The organism is Okeania sp. SIO2C9, from assembly GCF_010672455.1.
GTDB lineage: Bacteria > Cyanobacteriota > Cyanobacteriia > Cyanobacteriales > Microcoleaceae > Okeania.
Genome location: NZ_JAAHGO010000005.1, coordinates 53,395 through 71,705, shown reverse-complemented (window position 1 = coordinate 71,705; position 18,311 = coordinate 53,395). Strand labels below are relative to the sequence as shown.

The 18,311-nt window shown below is 32.9% G+C and carries 10 protein-coding genes; 7 read left to right on the top strand and 3 right to left on the bottom strand.

What is annotated here, in order from left to right:
* Window positions 1-89: 89 nt before the first annotated feature.
* Window positions 90-641, bottom strand: coding sequence for a hypothetical protein (locus F6K23_RS05660; protein ID WP_293151798.1), 552 nt, complete (start codon window positions 639-641; stop codon window positions 90-92).
* Window positions 642-1,220: 579 nt separating this feature from the next.
* Here F6K23_RS05660 and F6K23_RS05655 point away from each other — a divergent pair.
* Window positions 1,221-1,892, top strand: coding sequence for a TVP38/TMEM64 family protein (locus tag F6K23_RS05655; RefSeq protein ID WP_367267633.1), 672 nt, complete (start codon window positions 1,221-1,223; stop codon window positions 1,890-1,892).
* 712 nt (window positions 1,893-2,604) lie between these two features.
* Here the strand turns inward: F6K23_RS05655 and gatB are convergent.
* Entirely contained in the window at window positions 2,605-4,089 is a 1,485-nt protein-coding gene (gene gatB / locus F6K23_RS05650) for an Asp-tRNA(Asn)/Glu-tRNA(Gln) amidotransferase subunit GatB (RefSeq protein ID WP_293151792.1), read from the bottom strand.
* 567 nt (window positions 4,090-4,656) lie between these two features.
* Window positions 4,657-6,468 (bottom strand): HTTM domain-containing protein, encoded by a 1,812-nt coding sequence (locus tag F6K23_RS05645; protein WP_293151789.1) that lies wholly within the window; start codon window positions 6,466-6,468, stop codon window positions 4,657-4,659.
* 1,669 nt (window positions 6,469-8,137) lie between these two features.
* Between F6K23_RS05645 and F6K23_RS05640 the strand changes: the two genes are divergently transcribed.
* The 6 genes from F6K23_RS05640 (at window position 8,138) to F6K23_RS05615 (ending at window position 17,620) form a co-directional block, all read left to right on the top strand.
* Window positions 8,138-8,755 (top strand): hypothetical protein, encoded by a 618-nt coding sequence (locus tag F6K23_RS05640; RefSeq protein ID WP_293151786.1) that lies wholly within the window; start codon window positions 8,138-8,140, stop codon window positions 8,753-8,755.
* 8 nt (window positions 8,756-8,763) lie between these two features.
* Window positions 8,764-11,811: an OmpA family protein gene (locus F6K23_RS05635; protein WP_293151783.1), complete on the top strand. Its 3,048-nt coding sequence runs from the start codon at window positions 8,764-8,766 to the stop codon at window positions 11,809-11,811.
* 8 nt (window positions 11,812-11,819) lie between these two features.
* Window positions 11,820-12,350, top strand: coding sequence for a Rab family GTPase (locus F6K23_RS05630; RefSeq protein WP_293151780.1), 531 nt, complete (start codon window positions 11,820-11,822; stop codon window positions 12,348-12,350).
* A 40-nt stretch (window positions 12,351-12,390) separates the two neighbouring features.
* Entirely contained in the window at window positions 12,391-13,938 is a 1,548-nt protein-coding gene (locus F6K23_RS05625; RefSeq protein ID WP_293151777.1) for an ATP-binding protein, read from the top strand.
* Window positions 13,939-14,489: 551 nt separating this feature from the next.
* Window positions 14,490-15,071 carry a thioredoxin family protein gene (locus tag F6K23_RS05620; protein WP_293151774.1) on the top strand — a complete coding sequence of 194 codons (582 nt, stop codon included), beginning with the start codon at window positions 14,490-14,492 and terminating at the stop codon, window positions 15,069-15,071.
* Between the two features lie 2,156 nt (window positions 15,072-17,227).
* On the top strand, window positions 17,228-17,620 hold the full coding sequence (locus F6K23_RS05615) for a family 10 glycosylhydrolase (RefSeq protein ID WP_367267636.1): 393 nt from the start codon (window positions 17,228-17,230) through the stop codon (window positions 17,618-17,620).
* The last annotated feature ends 691 nt before the right edge of the window (window positions 17,621-18,311 follow it).

The window sequence follows — 18,311 nt, the reverse complement described above, 5'->3', positions numbered from 1 at the left end:
GGTTGTTTAGGACATAGACTGATAATAAACCTTAGACAGTGAAATATATTTCTCACTGTTCCCTGTTTCCTGTTCCCTATTCCCTGCTATTAATCATCTATTTCGGAGTCATCTTCATCAGAAGGAAATATTGGAGGTTTAGATGTAGGTGGTGTGGGAGATTTTTTTGAAGGCTGAGGAACTATAGGTTGAGTATTGGGTGATGGTGGAGGTGGAGCTGGAATTTGAGGAGAAGAGTCAGGAGTTTGAGGTTGAGTTTTGGATGTATCTTGATTATTATTACCAAACTTTAGTAAATATTTGGCATCGGCAAAATATCTAGTCAAGTTATCAATTTCTGCATTTTTTTGCCATTCAGCACGAGATATGTTTGAACGTAGAATAGGTACTATTTGACTCTGACGTTCTCCTAAGATGGTGATAGTAATTTCTGTTATTTCTGGATTATTTTGAAATACTTGATTGATTGTATTTTTTGCTAAATTTTCTGCTTGTTCTACAAGATTTTGATAAGAATTATTATTGTTTGAGTCAATCAAAAGACTGGTCTTTTTTGCCGAAGCTAAGGTAGTTATATCTGTGGTTAATATACTTGCTAATGTTAAGGCTGTACTCCAGAAAATACGATAATATAAATTCATTTAATTAATTTTTTTCCATATATATAAATTTATTTATTACAATAACATATAATAATTAAAATCAATTTAAGTTTTGGTTAAAGATTTACTATAATTAAATTTCTCTGCTTGACTTGATAATTTTAACGAAGGCGATCGCTAATCAAATATTCTTAAAATTCAGTATTTAAGCATATTTTTTATGCCCTACTCCCTCCTCCCTACTTACAAATGTTCAACTAATTTTGCATAGGTAGTGATAATTATTTTAGGTATAGCAATTGTATTTTTATGAAACTAAGCTATGGAGAGGGATGATTTTAGTTATTTATTTCTCCAGTAATTATTCTCAGTAAAAATTCATAGTTAACTAAGACAAGAATAATTTGAGCATGATATTTTATAATTTCTTCACATTAAAAGTTTGGTTATGAGTTATTGAAGAAGGAATAAAAAATCAGTAAATTCGGGAAACTTCATAAAGACATTTAGGGGAAATATTCAGAAATATTCATGGATTTTTTTCGGTAATATTTAGAAATGAATATATTTAGAAATACTCATGCCCAGAGAAAATTCAAAAAACTTTGCAAGTTTTTTTTGTTATTTCTTGTAGTTATAAGCTTAATTATTGCAGCCAAATATTTTAACCTACCGGAACTTTTAAAAAATATATTAATCTGGATTGAAACTCTAGGTATTTGGAGTCCGGTCGCTTTCATAATTATTTATAATTTAGCTACTTTACTATTAATTCCTGGTTTGGTTTTAACTATGGGAGGAGGAGTAATATTTGGAGTTCTCTGGGGAGCTATTTATGTTTTTTTTGCTTCAACTTTAGGCGCTACAATAGCTTTTATTATCGGACGGTATATATCTCGCGATTGGGTTTACCAACAATTACATCAACATCCAAAATTTCAAGTCGTCGATCTAGCTGTGGTGAAAGAAGGATTTAAAATTGTTTTTTTAACTAGACTTTGCCCTTTATTTCCTTTTAATCTTTTGAATTATGCTTTTGGTGTCATGCAGGTTTCTTTAAAAGATTATATTTTGGGTTCTCTAGGAATGATTCCAGGAACAATAATGTATGTTTATATTGGTTCTATAGCAGGTGATATTACTTTAATTGGTACTTCTCAACAACCAACAAATTCTACTGTAGAATTAACTAAATGGATAATTAATATAGTTGGTTTAATTGCCACAGTTGCCATAACTATTTATTTAACCCGACTAGCAAAAAAGGCTTTAGAAGAAAGTATTAATTAATACTTTGCTATTTCAGCAAAAGCGGACTTGGTATCAAAGGAAAATGACAGGGATTTCTGTTTTCAAAGACGACATTGATTCCTACGGTTTCCACCTTCAGGAAGACAAATGGAACTCTATCAAAAAAAATGAGCGAAATTGTTGTTATAACAGGAGCCGCTAGAAGCATAGGTTTGAAGTTGGCCTTAAGTTTAATTAGGGTTTGCTGAAAAAGTCTTTTAGTAGGGGTAAGACACAGGAGACAACCCACCCCTCGCCCCTCCCCCTCCCAGGAGGAGAAGACAGGATAAATTGGAATGAGCGAGGAGGTAGGAGTAAGAATTTTCAACAATGAATAATGAATAATGAATAATGAATAATTACCTCTCTATGAATTGAAGAGGATTGACAAATTCATGAAAATTTTTCTTCACAGGAGTCGATTGGATATGGCGAGGAGACCTCGCCATCCCATCCTACGGAATGCTGCGCAAACGACCGCTTATTATCCCCTATCCAAGGGGAGGCGCATACCCACAATTTTTCGGTAAGAATGATTTTTCTGCCCAAGTCTTGCCTAAAATACTAACTTTTTAAGCATAAAGAGCTGAAAAATTTGCACTTTTTTCGATCCCAAAAAGGCACTTGCCTTTATATGTCAATGCTTTTAGATTTAATCAGCAAACCCTAATTATTAATTATTAATTATTAATTATTAATTATTAATTAATATTTACCCTTCTAACTTCTTAGTAATTAATTTATTTGTCATTTTTGGATCGGCACGTCCTTGAGTTTTCTTCATCACTTGCCCAACAAAGAAACCTTTCAGTTTAGTTCTACCACCACGATATTTTTCCAACTCTTCTGGATGTGCTGCTAAAACTTCATCAATAATTGCTTCTATTGCCTTAGTATCTGAAATTTGAATTAGACCTTTTTTCTCTACTAATTCTTTAGGAGAACCACCTTTTGATAATAATTCTGGCAGAATATCCTTAGCAATTTTGCCACTGATAGTACCATCCTCAATAATTGTAGTTAGTTCGGCCAAATTTTCTGGTTTAAGGCCAATATCAGTGATGCTAATTTTTTCATTTTTCAAATAAGCAGTAATATCTCCCATTACCCAGTTAGCTGCTTGTTTTGCATTTCCTCCCGCTGCAACTGTTGCTTCAAAATATTCTGCTACCTTACAGTCATCAGTAAGCACGCGAGTATCATAAGCAGATAAACCTAACTTACTTTCATAGCGGTGACGTTTTTGTGCGGGTAATTCTGGTAATTCTACTTTCCAAGCATCTAACTGCTGAGTGGAGACTTCAATAGGTGGAATATCAGGTTCAGGAAAATAACGATAATCACTAGAACCCTCCTTCACCCTCATACTAATAGTAAGTTGAGAACCCTCTTCCCAGAGTCTAGTTTCTTGAATAATTTTTTCCCCTGCTTCAATAGCTTCAGTTTGCCGTTGAATTTCATACTCGATCGCCCGTTGTATAGCACTAAAGGAATTCATATTTTTGATTTCTACCTTTGTACCAAACTCTTTTTGGCCCACAGGTCGTACAGAAACATTCACATCGCATCGTAGAGAACCTTCCTGCATATTACCATCGCTCACCCCAAGGTAACGGACAATTCGCTGTAGTTCTTGAGCATATTCTGCCGCTTCTAGTCCAGAGCGCATATCCGGTTCTGATACAATTTCTACTAATGGTACACCTGCACGATTATAGTCCACCATTGAATAGGTTGACCCAGATAGGCGATCGCTACCTCCATGGACTAACTTACCTGCATCTTCTTCCATGTGTAGTCTGGTAATGCCGATTTTTTTGCGGTTTGCGGTGCCATCTTCATCTACTATTTCTATTTCTAGCCAACCATTTTCCGCGATGGGTAGGTCATACTGAGAAATTTGATAATTTTTAGGCAAGTCAGGGTAGAAATATTGTTTACGGTCAAATTTACTATAGGGTGCTATTTGACAATTTAGAGCAAGTCCTGCTTTTACGGCATATTCTAGGACTTTTTGATTAAGTACGGGTAATACTCCAGGCATTCCCATACATATTGGGTCAATGTTGCTGTTTGGTGGGGCACCGAATTCTGTGGATGAAGCGGAGAAAATTTTGGTTTGGGTGTTAAGTTGACAATGGGTTTCTAGACCAATAATTGCTTCATACTCTGTTTTTACTTGTACAGTTGTAGTCATAGATTTTTGAATTAAGTCAAAAGTTAAAATTTAAAAGTCATTAGTTCTAGTGTACAGCGATCGAGATTTTTCATAATAATCGTCAACTAACTTCTAATTTTTGACTTCTGACTCATTGATGTCTGAGGGAGTAGGGAGTAGGGAGTAGTGGACTGACACACCTTAAATGGTGGAGTGTGGGGAGAGTGGGAAGTGTGGGGAGGGTGGGGAGATAAAGACACCTAGAAACAAAAATAAGAGTTCACGGTTTTAGCTGTATCAGTCTAGTAGGTGGAAAGAATTGATAAATATATATATGAAGTACATATAAGGTCCATATTATTGATGGTTTTAGGGAGTAGGGAGTAGAGGGAATATAGGAATATGGGAATATGGGAATATGGATAGTGAACAAGCACAAAATATTTACCCCGTCAGTTGTACCACATTAGTCTGAAATCTGCTGTAAGCATTTTATAGGACAGCAATATAGTTGTAAAAATTATCAAATAAATCATTTTTTCTCCCTATTCCCTGTTCCCTTTTTTATGCAAAAATTTATATCTTTATTCAGTCAGATATATCTAACTATTGATCGGGTTTCTTAAAGCAATAATGTTTATGAATCGAAACTTTTTTGACTTCAGGAGTTTGATAGTTTGGCAAAGTTTTTTCTGAAATAAAAAATATTTCAAAATTATCAAGTTGTTCTTCACCTTTATATTTACTATTCCAGTTACGGCACAAATATTTACCATAATAAAGACGATGAGCAGCATGACGCTTCAACCAAATTTTCATCATATATTTACGCCAGCGTACATTAGGATAAGTTGATGAAACTAATAATGGTTTATCCCAAATCACGGGTTGACCATTTTTAAATAAATCAATTTCTTTACCATTTTTAAGTTTACCTGGAATGACATACCAACCATCTTCCCGTGAGGGATAAGGAGCAAACATACCCCATCTTTGGTCTAGTCTGAGAATTAAATTAGTTGCTCTGACTATTTTAGGGATAGGAAATATTTTGGGGGAAATAGTATTAAGATTCCAGAGCAATACGAAAGCTAGAAGCAATAAAGCAATAATATTCTGATAATTGGCTGGATAAACTGAATTTTTCCGATACTGTAATTTGGAAATAAATTGATGAAAGTTACTATTGATATTGTTGAGTTCAGCGCATATTTTTTTGCCTATAGTTGTAATTATAGGTAAACTCAAAACTAAAGTTAGAGGTCGAAATACTGGAGAAATATTACACAGATAAATTAATGCCTGAAATTGAATATATTGATTGCCTTGATGTTCTACTAATAACCATGAATTACTATTTTTTATTGCTGTATAAATTGCTGGTTGGGTTTGGGCTGAGAAAACTAATTCTCTTGGTAAAAACAAAAAGCAGCAAAGTAAATTTAAGATTTTTTGGTATGTACTAGAATCAGAATTATAATAAATTTTAATATTTTTAATCTGTTTAAATTGTAATTTATCAGTTAACCAATCCCAAAAATCACTAGGCAATAACACTAACCAAGAAATAATACATACATAAGGAAATAAGCCTAAAACTAAGCCAAGGCGAAAACCAATATGTAAACCAACAAAAATAAATACTGTTAAGCAACGAAAAAAGCTATTTTTAATTGGTACAAATAATAAAAAAGGTGCTAATAATTCAATCCAAAGAGTAGCGAAATTAGCAAAGACTAAAAATTTGGGAAACTGCAACATGAAGCTACTTAGAGGAGTAGCAAGTTGATCGATATTTAAAGCGTAGTAAACAGCAGTTCCTTCTTCCCACCAAATAGGATGAGATTTAAGCATCGCCGTAAACCAATAAACAAAGCATATTTGTAGAGTTAAAGCGATAGTACCACCTGAAATAATTGATTTAGGAAAAGGTTTTGATTCAGAATTCAAGGCACTATCAACTGAATAATATGCTCCTAAAGGTAAAAATATTGCCCAAAATAGAAGGAGACGCAATTCAGCATCTCCAGCATTAAGGATCATTTGATTACGACTGTGCAAAGAAGCGAGTAAAACCCAAGATAAAATTGTGAATAAGCGAGTACGATAACCAACTAAAAGTGCTAAAGCACAAATAAAAGCAACTACAAAAAGTATTCCTTGAAATAAAATATTGCCACTAAAAAGATGAAGCGACCAAACCGAGGAATTTAAAAATTTTTCAATTAGTACTGCGTGGGGTAAGATACCAAAATCTGTATAGTGAGCTTTCATATCGCCAAAACGTTCGATTAGATCGACAATAGTAATTAAAGCTAAACCAACTCGAGATAAAGCTAGCGATCGCAGGTCTAAACCTAGTAACTGTTCTCGTGTTGCTAAGGTATATGTTGGCAATGGATATTCTCTGGAATTCATCGCAGAATCAACCCTTTTAATGTATGTAAATATATTAATAAAAATTGGGCTTAAAAGTTGACTAGAAAAACTTTTAACCCCCGACTAAGATTATTTTTTTCAATTTCAAATCACATCATATTCAAGTCTCCTGCATCAGGAACAGGGAATTTTTGGTTTGACAACAATAGCTGAATATTTCAGAGGTTGTCTGAGAAGTCCAATTTGCTACATCCAAGCCCCCGCGCATCCCCCAAAATTGGGGGACTTTTTAGAAGCAAATTGGCTCTTGTTCCCCCCAAATTTGGGGGGATAGGGGGGCAAAATTCAGTATCAAAAAACTTTTCAGATATCCTCTCAGTAGTTAGTAGTTTTGTCTTTAATGTATTTGAAAAAATTATTATAGATGCTATAAATACCTGACTAATATCATTACTATTACATATCTAGTGATCATAAAAAATAAAATCAATTATCACATAGAAATTATCAATTATTTCCCCCTAATGCCTCTTTTATGGAGATGTCTATTACAGTATCAATTCTTGACTCAAAGCTCCATTTTTATAAAGTTTTGATGAAATTTATGAGCATCAAGCAATTATTAAAACTTTTAAATCATTGAAATAGTGTTATAATAATAAATTTAATCTATATAAATATTTCTAGGACAATTGTCAATTACAATCGTTAATTGAATACTATTGTTGGTATACTTTTTATCACTACTATTGCAGTACCATTAAGTGAAAAATCATTCCTAATAAATGGTATTAAAGCTATTCATTCTGACTTAATTTTTGACTTTTGACTTTTGACTTTTGACTTCCGCGTAGCGGCACTAGAGTTCTGCTATTTGAATAAATATTTGCCAGAAGTCGCTGTTTCAGATTACCCATAGACACAGTGTTTTAACGAAGTCAGAAGTCAGAAATCAGATAGGGGAGCCGTCGGATTGGCGAGGTACAGAAGTTATTTTTGTAACGGGGGATTTGAGCTTCGCTCCAAAAATATTTCGCCTTAAAAGGCGGGGTTTTAGACCGATATTATTTCAGGGTCATTTCATTCTAGATTTTGACAATGAATTTATTGATTTTCAGACAGCGAAAGATAAATTTCCTAAAGCTGTAAATAACGTGGTTTCGTCAATACATAAAATGGCACAGTTTAGAATGAAACAGCCCTGATATTATTTTGATAAAATTAGTATTATTGGTGAAAGCAAAATTGAACTATTACAGTTAAATAGTTAAATGTATAGAAATTACCATTACTGTTAGCGGTCCTCTAGGTTTACTTAATTCCTGTAATATTATTTTTTTGAAGTAATGTAGTTGTAAACCTGTCTTATGAGTTATCAAAAAATTGTATCGCAATAGACTTTGATACGGATGTAAAAGTTTCACCTTTTTTCCTGCTATTTTTTATTCTTCATCTTTCCTAGTAATGAGATATCTCCAGAAAAGAGAGAACAGAGAAAAGGGATAAATAATTGATAATTTATAGATAATAATTAATTTTATTTTTGATTTTTGGAGATGTCTAATATATAAGTTGTGCAGTTACAAATATGAAGAAGTATAATTAATATATACCAATCCTGTAAAATAGTAGACTAAGTGGTAGAATCAAAAAGTATATTTTTAACATTTATCCTGAACTTTGGTAGTTCACAACATAAGGAGAAAATATGGCCGAATTAAGCAAGGAAGAAATGCGTGAGAGACTGGGAAATATTGACAAAATTCGTGATATCATACTTGGTTCTAAGCTAAGAGAGTACGAAAATCGTTTTGAAAAGCTAGAATCAGAATTGTCTTTAGCAAAACAAGAAACTAAAAATCAAATAGAACAAGTTAAAAGTGCTTTTTCTACAGAACTTCAAGCTACAGTTGACTCTATAGATAAAAAGATTAGTAATATTAATTTGAATATTCAAAATACTCAAGAAGATGTTGTTGAAACTAAGCAACAAATTGAACGAGTTAATCGCAAAATTATTACTACTCAAGAAGCATTAAATGAAATAATTGATCATCAAACAACTTCTCTACGGGAAGATTTATCACAAACAAGAGAGAAACTACAAAATGATGTTAGTTACTTAAAAACCCAAATATTTGAAGAACTTGAAAAGCGCTTTTCCTTACTTAAAGATGTTAAAGTATCACGGGATGACTTAGCAGAAATTATGTTTGAAGTTGGCATGAGAATGAAAAAAACTGAGTTTGTGATTGAACTCAAAGAAGCAGCGGATAAAGATTTGAAAAAAGAGCTTTTAATTTCAGAAAAGCATCATCAATTATGAGAATATAGATGGCTTACTTAAACGGAAAATCAACTAATAATTCACATAATAATAATATAAATAATAATCAATCTGTTGAACTGAATACAGAAACAGTTGAACAGTTAAAACGCTTGCTGGATTTATTGGCGGATTTAAACTTAGTTGATTTTGCAGAAGATTTAACAGAAGAATCTATTACTTATCAAGAACATATAGATTGTCAGGAAATTGAAGCTCATCAAACAGAAAATAATCAGAATTTAATCTATCAGAGCATCACAGAAGAATCTGAGCAAAATCACCATAATATTATTGATTTTCAAGCAGAATTAATAGAGGAATCTATTACCTCTCAAGAAGATGATTATCAGGAAACTACTGAAGTTCATCAAACAGAAAATAATCAGAACTTAATCCATCAGAGCATCACAGAAGAACCTGAGCAAAATCACCATAATATTATTGATTTTCAAGCAGAATTAATAGAGGAATCTATTACCTCTCAAGAAGATGATTATCAGGAAACTACTGAAGTTCATCAAACAGAAAATAATCAGAACTTAATCCATCAGAGCATCACAGAAGAACCTGAGCAAAATCACCATAATATTATTGATGTTGAGGGTAAATCTACTAATAATCAAGTAGAAGGACGAGGTATAGAAAAACCATTAATAGTCCCGCAAAAATTGTCAGAATTATCAGGGAATAACCAAGAATACGATGCAGAACTAGAAGCATTTGAATCTTTACAAAATATTTTATTTGGTTCTCAATTAGCTAGGTTAATTCGGAAACTAAACACTAGTCAGGGATTAAAAAATTTTAATTCCAATCAAGATGAATTAAATAATGTACTAACTCCTTTATTATCAGAAAATTTAGATTTAGGCCAAACAGAAGCAGAAGTCATAGAGACAATTGCTCCAGTTATTGAGCAAGCTATACAAAAAAGATTTAGACAAGATAAACAGGCGATAACTTCATCATTAGCTCCATTATTAGCACCTTCAATAGAAGCACAAATCAAACAAGAACCTCAAGTAATAGCAGATGCAATAGCGCCAATCATAGACATCATTATTACTAAAAAAACAGAGCAAGACCAACAGGTGATAACTTCATCATTAGCTCCATTATTAGCACCTTCAATAGAAGCACAAATCAAACAAGAACCTCAAGTAATAGCAGATGCAATAGCACCAATCATAGACATCATTATTACTAAAAAAACAGAGCAAGACCAACAGGCGATAACTTCATCATTAGCTCCATTATTAGCACCTTCAATAGAAGCACAAATCAAACAAGAACCTCAAGCAATGGCAGATGCAATAGCACCAATCATAGACATCATTATTACTAAAAAAACAGAGCAAGACCAACAGTCAATTAGTGAAGTATTAGCACCCTTATTACCAGTAGCAATTTCTTCTGCAATACAGAATTATCCCCAAGAAATTGCCAAAGCATTAGCACCAGAAATGGGAGCAGCAATTAGAGAACAGATTAGAATAGACCGGCGACAAATTTCTCAAGCATTAGCACCAGAAATGGGTAGAGCAATTAAAGATCAAATTACTTTAGAGCAAAACTCTATAGTAGATGCTTTGTATCCTGTCATGGGCAGCACGATTTCTAAATATATGACACAAGAAATTCGAGAAATTAACGACAAAATTTCAGATGCTTTTAGCTTGAGAGGAATAAGACGTAAAATTCAAGCTAATTTCCAAGGAGTTTCAGATGCAGAATTAATCATCTCAGAAGTAATGATTTTTACTGTCCAAGCAGTGTTTCTCATCCATAAAGAATCTGGCTTAGTAATTTCGGAAGTTCAACATTCTGGACGAAATAGATTAGAATCAGAAATGCTAGCCGGAATGTTAACAGCTATTCAGAGTTTTGTGAATGATTGTATTGCTCAGTCTGGAGATACTTCTGAACTGAATGAAATTGAATATGGGAATTCAAAAATTATCTTAGAAGTTGCGGGATATTGTTATTTAGCTGTAGTAGTAAAAGGGCAAACAAACAAATCATTTATTAAAGAATTACGACAAGTACTGAGTAACATTGTGATTGATCATGGTAAATATATTAAAAATTTTGCAGGAGACTCTGATACTATTCCTCCTTCAATTCAGTTGTTATTAAATTCATTAATGGACATAGAAAATGTACAAGAAAATCGTCAATTAAAAAAATCTAAACCTCCCACTGCCTTATTCATAGTTTGTGGATTAACTTTGAGTCTAATATTCATACCTTGGGGTATCTATCAGTATTACAGTAGACTTTATCGTGGTATTGAAGCAAGAACTAGGGAAGCTTGGTCTAATATTCCAGAGTTAGCTATTTATAGAATAGGTGCAAAAGTAAAACGAGGTTCCTTAATTATAACTGGACAACTGCCAAATAAAAATCTACGAAATAAAGCAGCAAAAATAGCTAAAAAACAAGCGAATCCCTACAATTTAGAAGTAAATAATCAAATAACAACCGTTGGAAGACCACACTACGCTTCAGAAATAAGCGATGAGGTAGATAGAATTACAAGAGTATTAAATCAAATGGAAGGTGTGTCCATTAGCACTGAATATGGAAAAGGTAGGGTTACAGTCAAAGGAACAGTGATGGATATGGCAGATTCTCAGATAATTATTAGTAAAATTGAGCAAGTTCCTGGAGTAAAATCAGTAATCAGCACAACTAAACTCAGCCCACTTAAACTGAAAACTCGCATCTACTTCGATCTGGGTTCAGCCCAACTTCACCCTGTCTATATAGACACAATGGCCCAGATTCAAGAATTTCTTACCCAATATCCTCAAAAACATCTTAGGATAATAGGTCATACAGATCGTACTGGTAATCCCAAGATCAACGAGCAGTTGGCCCTTGAACGATCGTATACAGTCAGGGACGCTTTGGTAAAACAGGGAGTGGATGCCAGACGATTAGAAGTAACTGGACAAACAAACTCGCCTCAAGGTGTGGAGTACAATCAACCACTATTATTGAGTAGGTGCGTAACATTTGATTTGTTTGAACCAAGTGAAAAAGACAACTAGCTAGAAATATGATATCGAAAAAAATTTGTCTTGTTGGTGATTTTGGTGTGGGAAAAACTAGCCTTATTCGTAAGTTTGTTGATCGACAATTTAGTGACCAATATCTTTCTACGGTAGGGGTAAAAATTTCTCGTAAAAAAGTTGATTTACCCAAAATAGAAGTAGAAAAAAATAATTTTTTGCAGCTATTAATTTGGGATTTAGAAGGTCATACTAAATTTAAGGCGATCGCTCCTAGTTATTTACAAGGAGCTAGTGGGGCAATAGTTGTAGCAGATGTCACTCGCCAAGAAACTATCGAAAATCTTTCGGAAAGATTAGATTTATTTTTATCAGTAAATCCTAAAAGTGTAGTTATATTGGCTTTAAATAAATCTGATTTAGTTGATGCAGAAATAATCAATAAACTATTATCAAAATTTGAGCATCAGGAAGACGAAAGAGTGATAGCGACATATTCTACATCAGCTAAAACTGGGGAAAATGTAGATGAAATATTCCAAAAATTATCATATAGAATGTTAGAAAAAATAGGATAAATAAAATTATCTATGTCAATATAAATAATGTAAAGTACCCATGATTAACCTATTGAAAAAACTTTTAGCATATCGTCAAATAGAGTATTTGATCATTAATTCAGAGTTAAAAATTTTAGAGGTATCTTATGGGTTAAACAGATTTGTCGCTCCTCCAAAATTAGCAGTTTTAGGTGAAGATATTCGCCATAGTTTTCCAGAATTAGCAGGAGTTGAAGAACTTCTGGAGGAAGTGACTAATGGGCAGAGAGAAAGTTTTGAATATGAAGGAGTTGCTAGGTCTTTAGAAAATAAATTTCCTCTGTATATCAATATATCTATATTTACAGATTTTAATGAAAATTTTCGAGAAAAAAACTTAATAGTATTAGTAGAAGATGTAACGGAAAAAATGGTAATACAGCAGCAGTTAGTTCAAAATTCAAATGAATCTAATCTTTTATTAAGTTCTTTAGCTGCTTCTGAGGATTATATCAATAAAATTATTACTTCTATGGCAGATGCTTTATTAGTAACAACAAATTCGGGGGTCATTAAAACTGTTAACCGTGCAGCAGAAATTTTGTTTGATTATACAAAAGAAGAATTGGTAGGTCAAAAGATTTCCATGGTTATTCCCAAGGAAGAATTACTACATAAAGCACGCCAAAAATATTTATTTTTAAAAGAACAAATTTCTCAAGATGTAGAATTAATTTGTCAGAATAAAACAGGAGATAAAATTATTGTTGAACTTTCTTGTTCAGTTATTCAAACAAATATAGAAGGAATACATAATTTTGTTTATATAGGTCGAGATATTACAGAACGCAAAAAAGAGGAAGAGGAAATACGTCAAGCTTTAGAACAAGAACGAGATTTAAGAGAACTAAGGGCTCGTTTTTTCTCCATGGTTGCTCACGAATTTGGTAATCCTCTAAATACAGTATTATTATCTACTCAATTACTAAGATCCTATAATGATGAAATTACTGAAGCTGAAAAAAATCAATACTTAGTATACATTGAAGAGTCTACACAAGAAATGCTTGAATTGCTAAATGATGTCCGATTTATTGGTAAAGCAGATGCTGGAAAATTGAAATATAAACCAGCACCTGTTGATTTGATTAAAGTCTGTTCTCATATTACTCAATCTATCAAAGTTACTGCTAGCGATAAACATATAATAAATTTCACAATTAACCAAAAATTTAAACAGAAATCTCAATCTAAGTCGAACAAGAATGATGCGATATTCTTCTTGATAGATGAGAAACTAATTCGGCATATCTTAAATAATTTATTATCAAATGCTATTAAGTATTCACCTACAGGAGGGAAGGTGAATTTTCAGTTAACTTTAAACGATCAAAAAGCTATTTTTCTGATTAAAGACGAAGGAATAGGTATTCCAGTTGAAAATCAAAAAAAATTGTTTGACTCTTTTTACAGAGCAAGTAATGTAGGTAAAATAGCAGGAACCGGATTAGGATTATCAATTGTTAAACAGTGTGTAGACCTTCATAGTGGAACAATAGATTTTGTCAGTGAAATAGGCAAAGGAACTACTTTTAGAGTAGAAATTCCATTGGAAAGAGTATCTTGAAGAAGGAGTCAGGAGACAGGAGACAGGAGTCAGGAGGAAGAGGGAAGGATGAAGGATGAAGGATGAAGGAAGAGGGAAGAAATAAGAAAGAAGAAATAAGAAAGAAGAAGGAAGAAAGAAGAAAGAAGGGGGAAGAAGGAAGAAGGAAGAAATAAGAAAGAAGAAGGAATAGCTTAGTACCTTAATTATCTCAAATATTTTTCGAGGAATAAGGAATCAGAAATAAAGAGATAAAATCTATAAATTACAGATAGAAAATATGATGGATATTGGTTTTTATCAAAAGAAATCTCTCGTAGATTTTTTGTGGCATTCATGGAGCAATAATTGGTATTAGAGATTTGTTGTAGTGAAAAAAATTTCAGTAGTTATCAAGATAACAATTGTCTAGTTTTGATTAAGTTGGTAAAAATATGGTATGGCAAGGAACCAGTTGGTGTTTGACTTATATTGATGATCAACCTTAGACAGAGAAATGCTTTTCCCACCTTTGTCTGTTGCCTGTTCCCTGCTATAGTTTTTCTTATCAAGAAAATTATACAGGAATAATTATGGCTTTAACCGCTTCTACAATGCTGACATTAGCAACTCCAGCTCCAAATTTTCAGTTGCTAGACGTAGTTTCCGAGCAAACCATTTCCCTATCAACATTTGAGGGAAAAAAAGCACTCTTAATCATGTTTATTTGTCGTCATTGTCCTTTTGTTAAGCACGTTCAATCAGAACTTGCTAAAATTGGAAAAGATTACCTTCCAAAAAATGTAGGAATTCTAGCTATTAGTTCCAATAATATTGAAGCTCACCCTGATGATGCTCCAGATAAACTAAAGGAAATGGCATTAGAATTAGGATTTAATTTTCCCTACTGTTTCGATGCAACTCAGGAAGTTGCAAAATCTTATACTGCTGCTTGTACTCCAGATTTTTTCCTCTTTGATGCTGATTTTAAATTAGTATATAGGGGACAATTAGATGATAGTCGTCCTAGTAATAATCAACCAGTTACAGGAAGTGATTTAAGAGCAGCTTTAGATGCAGTTTTAGCAGAAAAAGACATAGCCGAAGAACAAAAGCCAAGTATAGGTTGTAATATTAAATGGAAACTAGGTAATGAACCTTCTTATTTTGGTTAGAATTAAAAGGGATATTTGCAGATAGTTGAGTAGGTTGTTTTGTAGATTTTATGTACTAATATCAAATCTCAAAAGTCTTGCTACATCTTCTTGAGAGTAGGGACTAGGAGGTAAGGTTCTCAGGAATAAGATATCTTCGCTCTTGGTAGACGAATCGTTAAAAACATTGCCGTTCCTGACTTATTTATTAATAACTGAAGTCTTGAGCAAGGTCTTGCATTATTTTTGGAATTGGTAGTATAAGAACAACCCTAACAAAACTTGATATATAGTCATTCCAGTTAAGATTGAGACAAGGGTTCCTTGCCTTGAAAGAGTTTCAGCTGAAAAAGTGTTCCAGTCTTATTCAGAATGACTATATATTCCATTTACCATTAATTACTGGAGTTTAGACTAAATTTTGGAATCTTCAAATAATCTACCCAGAAGCAATGAAGACTTGGAACTCACAACCCAAGGTTAATATCAGGGATGCGAATGTTCTCGATACTCTTTATGATTTGTATTGTTGAGGGAGTTTGGGTCAGGAGTAGGTGATTCGCTCCTCTTCAAAAAGTCTTGCCATGGCACAATTAACCCATAGCACAAGCTCTGAAATCATTAACTTAAAAGTTGTTGCAATCCTGATAAAGAAATAGTTTCAGCCTAGGTTCGACTATCTGACTATTCTCCATCGGCAAGTTTTCGGCCCGCTGTAATTAGTCTAAACTCCAGTTAATTAAATATTATGAAAAAATATAAACTCGCAAACCATATATAGGAACCTTTATTTTTCAAACCTCAATCCTTGATATAATAAGATTTAGTCAATGTTTTAAAAAGGGTTTTTCAACACCGGATTTGGTATGATTAGCGGTCGTAAAATTCTTAGGTCGTAAGTGGTAGGTCGTAGGTGTAAATTCAAGATCGAAGGATGGAAACGGAGCATAAATTTGGCATATTGCTTCAAGATCGCTTTAATAGAACATTTTTATTATACTTAATCATCCGGATATGGTATTAGCTGCTCTAGAGAATTAGAGCAGTTTTATTTTTGTTAGACTAGAGTAGGGACTTTCCGTAAAATATCCCTACAAAAATTGTAATTATTATACTAAATCTGCCACTCAAATCCAGATTAATAATAGTTTGAAAAAAGAATGCTATCAACAGTGAATCTCGATCGGATATGCTTAAAAATCACTTCTCCAGTTAATTTTAGATGGTTATATTTATCGTTTTCCCCTTTTTTTTAATTTCTTCCTTCTTCCTTCTTGCTGATTCCTTCTTTCGTACGGACGTTGCATGCAACGTCTCTACTATTTGTAACAAACGTTGATAAAATTGGTATAACTCCATAGAAAAAAATTTAGCAAAATTTATCAATATTTGATTATGTCAAAAAAAAATCACGACTCCTCTCGTATTTTTGATGTAGGTTGCTTTGTAGAAATTCTAATCTTTTTGATGATTTTAGGAGTAAGTTATTAGTGGTTTATTGAGAGAAATAATATTAATTTTTCTCAAGTAAGATCCAATAATTCAGTAGTTTATTGACTCCACGATCGATTTCCTCATCTACCTATTCCCTTGTTAAAATCTGAGGAAAAATCAACAAAATTAACTCCAAATCAACCATTTAAACCAGAAATAATTAGGGTTTGCTGAAAAAGTCTTATGGGTGAGGGTAGGAGACAGGATGCAGGATACAGGAGACAACCCACCTCTAACCCCTCCCAGGAGGGGAAGACAAGAGAAATGGGAATGAGCGATGAGGTAGGAGCTAAGTTTTGTAAGAATGATTTTTCTACCCAACTATGCGCCTAAAATACACTCCTTTTTGAGCATGAATAGCTGAAAACTAGGCACTTTTGAAAGACCCCAAAAAGGCTAAAACCTTTATCTGTAAATACTTTTAGATTTAATCAGCAAGCCCTAATTAAAAATTTATCAAACTCTCTTCAAACAGAAAAACAATTATCAACTCCTTCTACAAAACAGACTTTCAATCCAGTTATACCTAATAATAATTTCCTCAAGGAAGAATCAGTCTTAACTCCTTGGGAAAAAAAGAAAATTAGAGGAATTTATTTAACTCGTTATCAAGTAACCAATAATGCCAAAGAAGAAACTATTCGCCAAAGAGTTGGTTACGATCAAATCAAGGATTTAATACCATAATTAATGGAGTTTTTGGCAATGAATGTACTATTTATAAAAGCGAAGTAATGCAAGAAATACTAGGAGCTAACAGTTGTCCTAATCAATTTAAAAAACAATGGTTAGTCTGGTTAATTTATGAAGCACATCAACAAGGAATGGAAGTTCATGCTGATTTTGAGAAAGGCATTAAAATCGATAAAAATAGTCCAATTTTTGATTTAGCGATCGCCAAAAAATGGAGAGTACCTGGAGTGGATAAAACCGGCAATGGAATTGAGCATTATGTCTTAGATTTAGAAGTGGAAGAAGTGGCTAATTTCTTTACCCAAATTTTAGTTGAATTTGTCAAAAAATACCCCAAAATTAATGTCCTTCAATGGGATGATTATCTGGAATATCATGCATAATTACCAGGAAAAGTAGACCGGACATCTAATTTAACAAATTTTACATCTTTTATACCAGTTAAAAAAAAGAATGCTACAAAAAGGTGAATCTGGAACAGGGATACTTAAAAAGAGCTTCTCCAATTTATTTTAGATATTTATATCTATATATTTTTACCTTTTTTTTCTTCCTTCTTCCTTACTTCTAGCATTTGTCACAAACATCGATCGCTCTTGGTATTAGCTTGTTAAAATTAAACTAAGAACTGCTGTTAAAAATTGAAGTGGGCCTCATTTCTAGGTCTTGTGACGTAAGCATTCAGCCGTCAGCCATCAGCTATCAGCTATTGCTTTTAGTTTAGGATCAAAGCTTTATTAATTGTCTTACTACAAAAGTTGCCTCTGTTACCCTTAAAGTCTTTTTTTAATTTAAACACTGTCCTACATTGAGATAGTCTTGTTGCTGAGAACTGACAGCTAATAGCTGTTTGCACAGCATTCCGTAGGAAATGCTTACCTTGTGACACATACATTGAAAAAAATAGTAGTTATTTCCATCCAACTTCATCCCACATTTATATATGAATTTAAGGCTCAATCAATCTAGGAAAATTACAATACAGCTAAATAACTTAATCATAGATTGATTATAAAAATCACCGAGAATAAGAGTTAAGATAGTAACAAGCTGAACATGATAAAATGAACAACT

Bases quoted from the DNA above. Each gene is read 5' to 3' on its own strand.
- F6K23_RS05660 (WP_293151798.1), bottom strand. From the start codon at position 641: ATGAATTTATATTATCGTATTTTCTGGAGTACAGCCTTAACATTAGCA.
- gatB (WP_293151792.1), bottom strand. From the start codon at position 4,089: ATGACTACAACTGTACAAGTAAAAACAGAGTATGAAGCAATTATTGGT.
- F6K23_RS05645 (WP_293151789.1), bottom strand. From the start codon at position 6,468: ATGAATTCCAGAGAATATCCATTGCCAACATATACCTTAGCAACACGA.
- F6K23_RS05640 (WP_293151786.1), top strand. From the start codon at position 8,138: ATGGCCGAATTAAGCAAGGAAGAAATGCGTGAGAGACTGGGAAATATT.
- F6K23_RS05635 (WP_293151783.1), top strand. From the start codon at position 8,764: ATGGCTTACTTAAACGGAAAATCAACTAATAATTCACATAATAATAAT.
- F6K23_RS05630 (WP_293151780.1), top strand. From the start codon at position 11,820: ATGATATCGAAAAAAATTTGTCTTGTTGGTGATTTTGGTGTGGGAAAA.
- F6K23_RS05625 (WP_293151777.1), top strand. From the start codon at position 12,391: ATGATTAACCTATTGAAAAAACTTTTAGCATATCGTCAAATAGAGTAT.
- F6K23_RS05620 (WP_293151774.1), top strand. From the start codon at position 14,490: ATGGCTTTAACCGCTTCTACAATGCTGACATTAGCAACTCCAGCTCCA.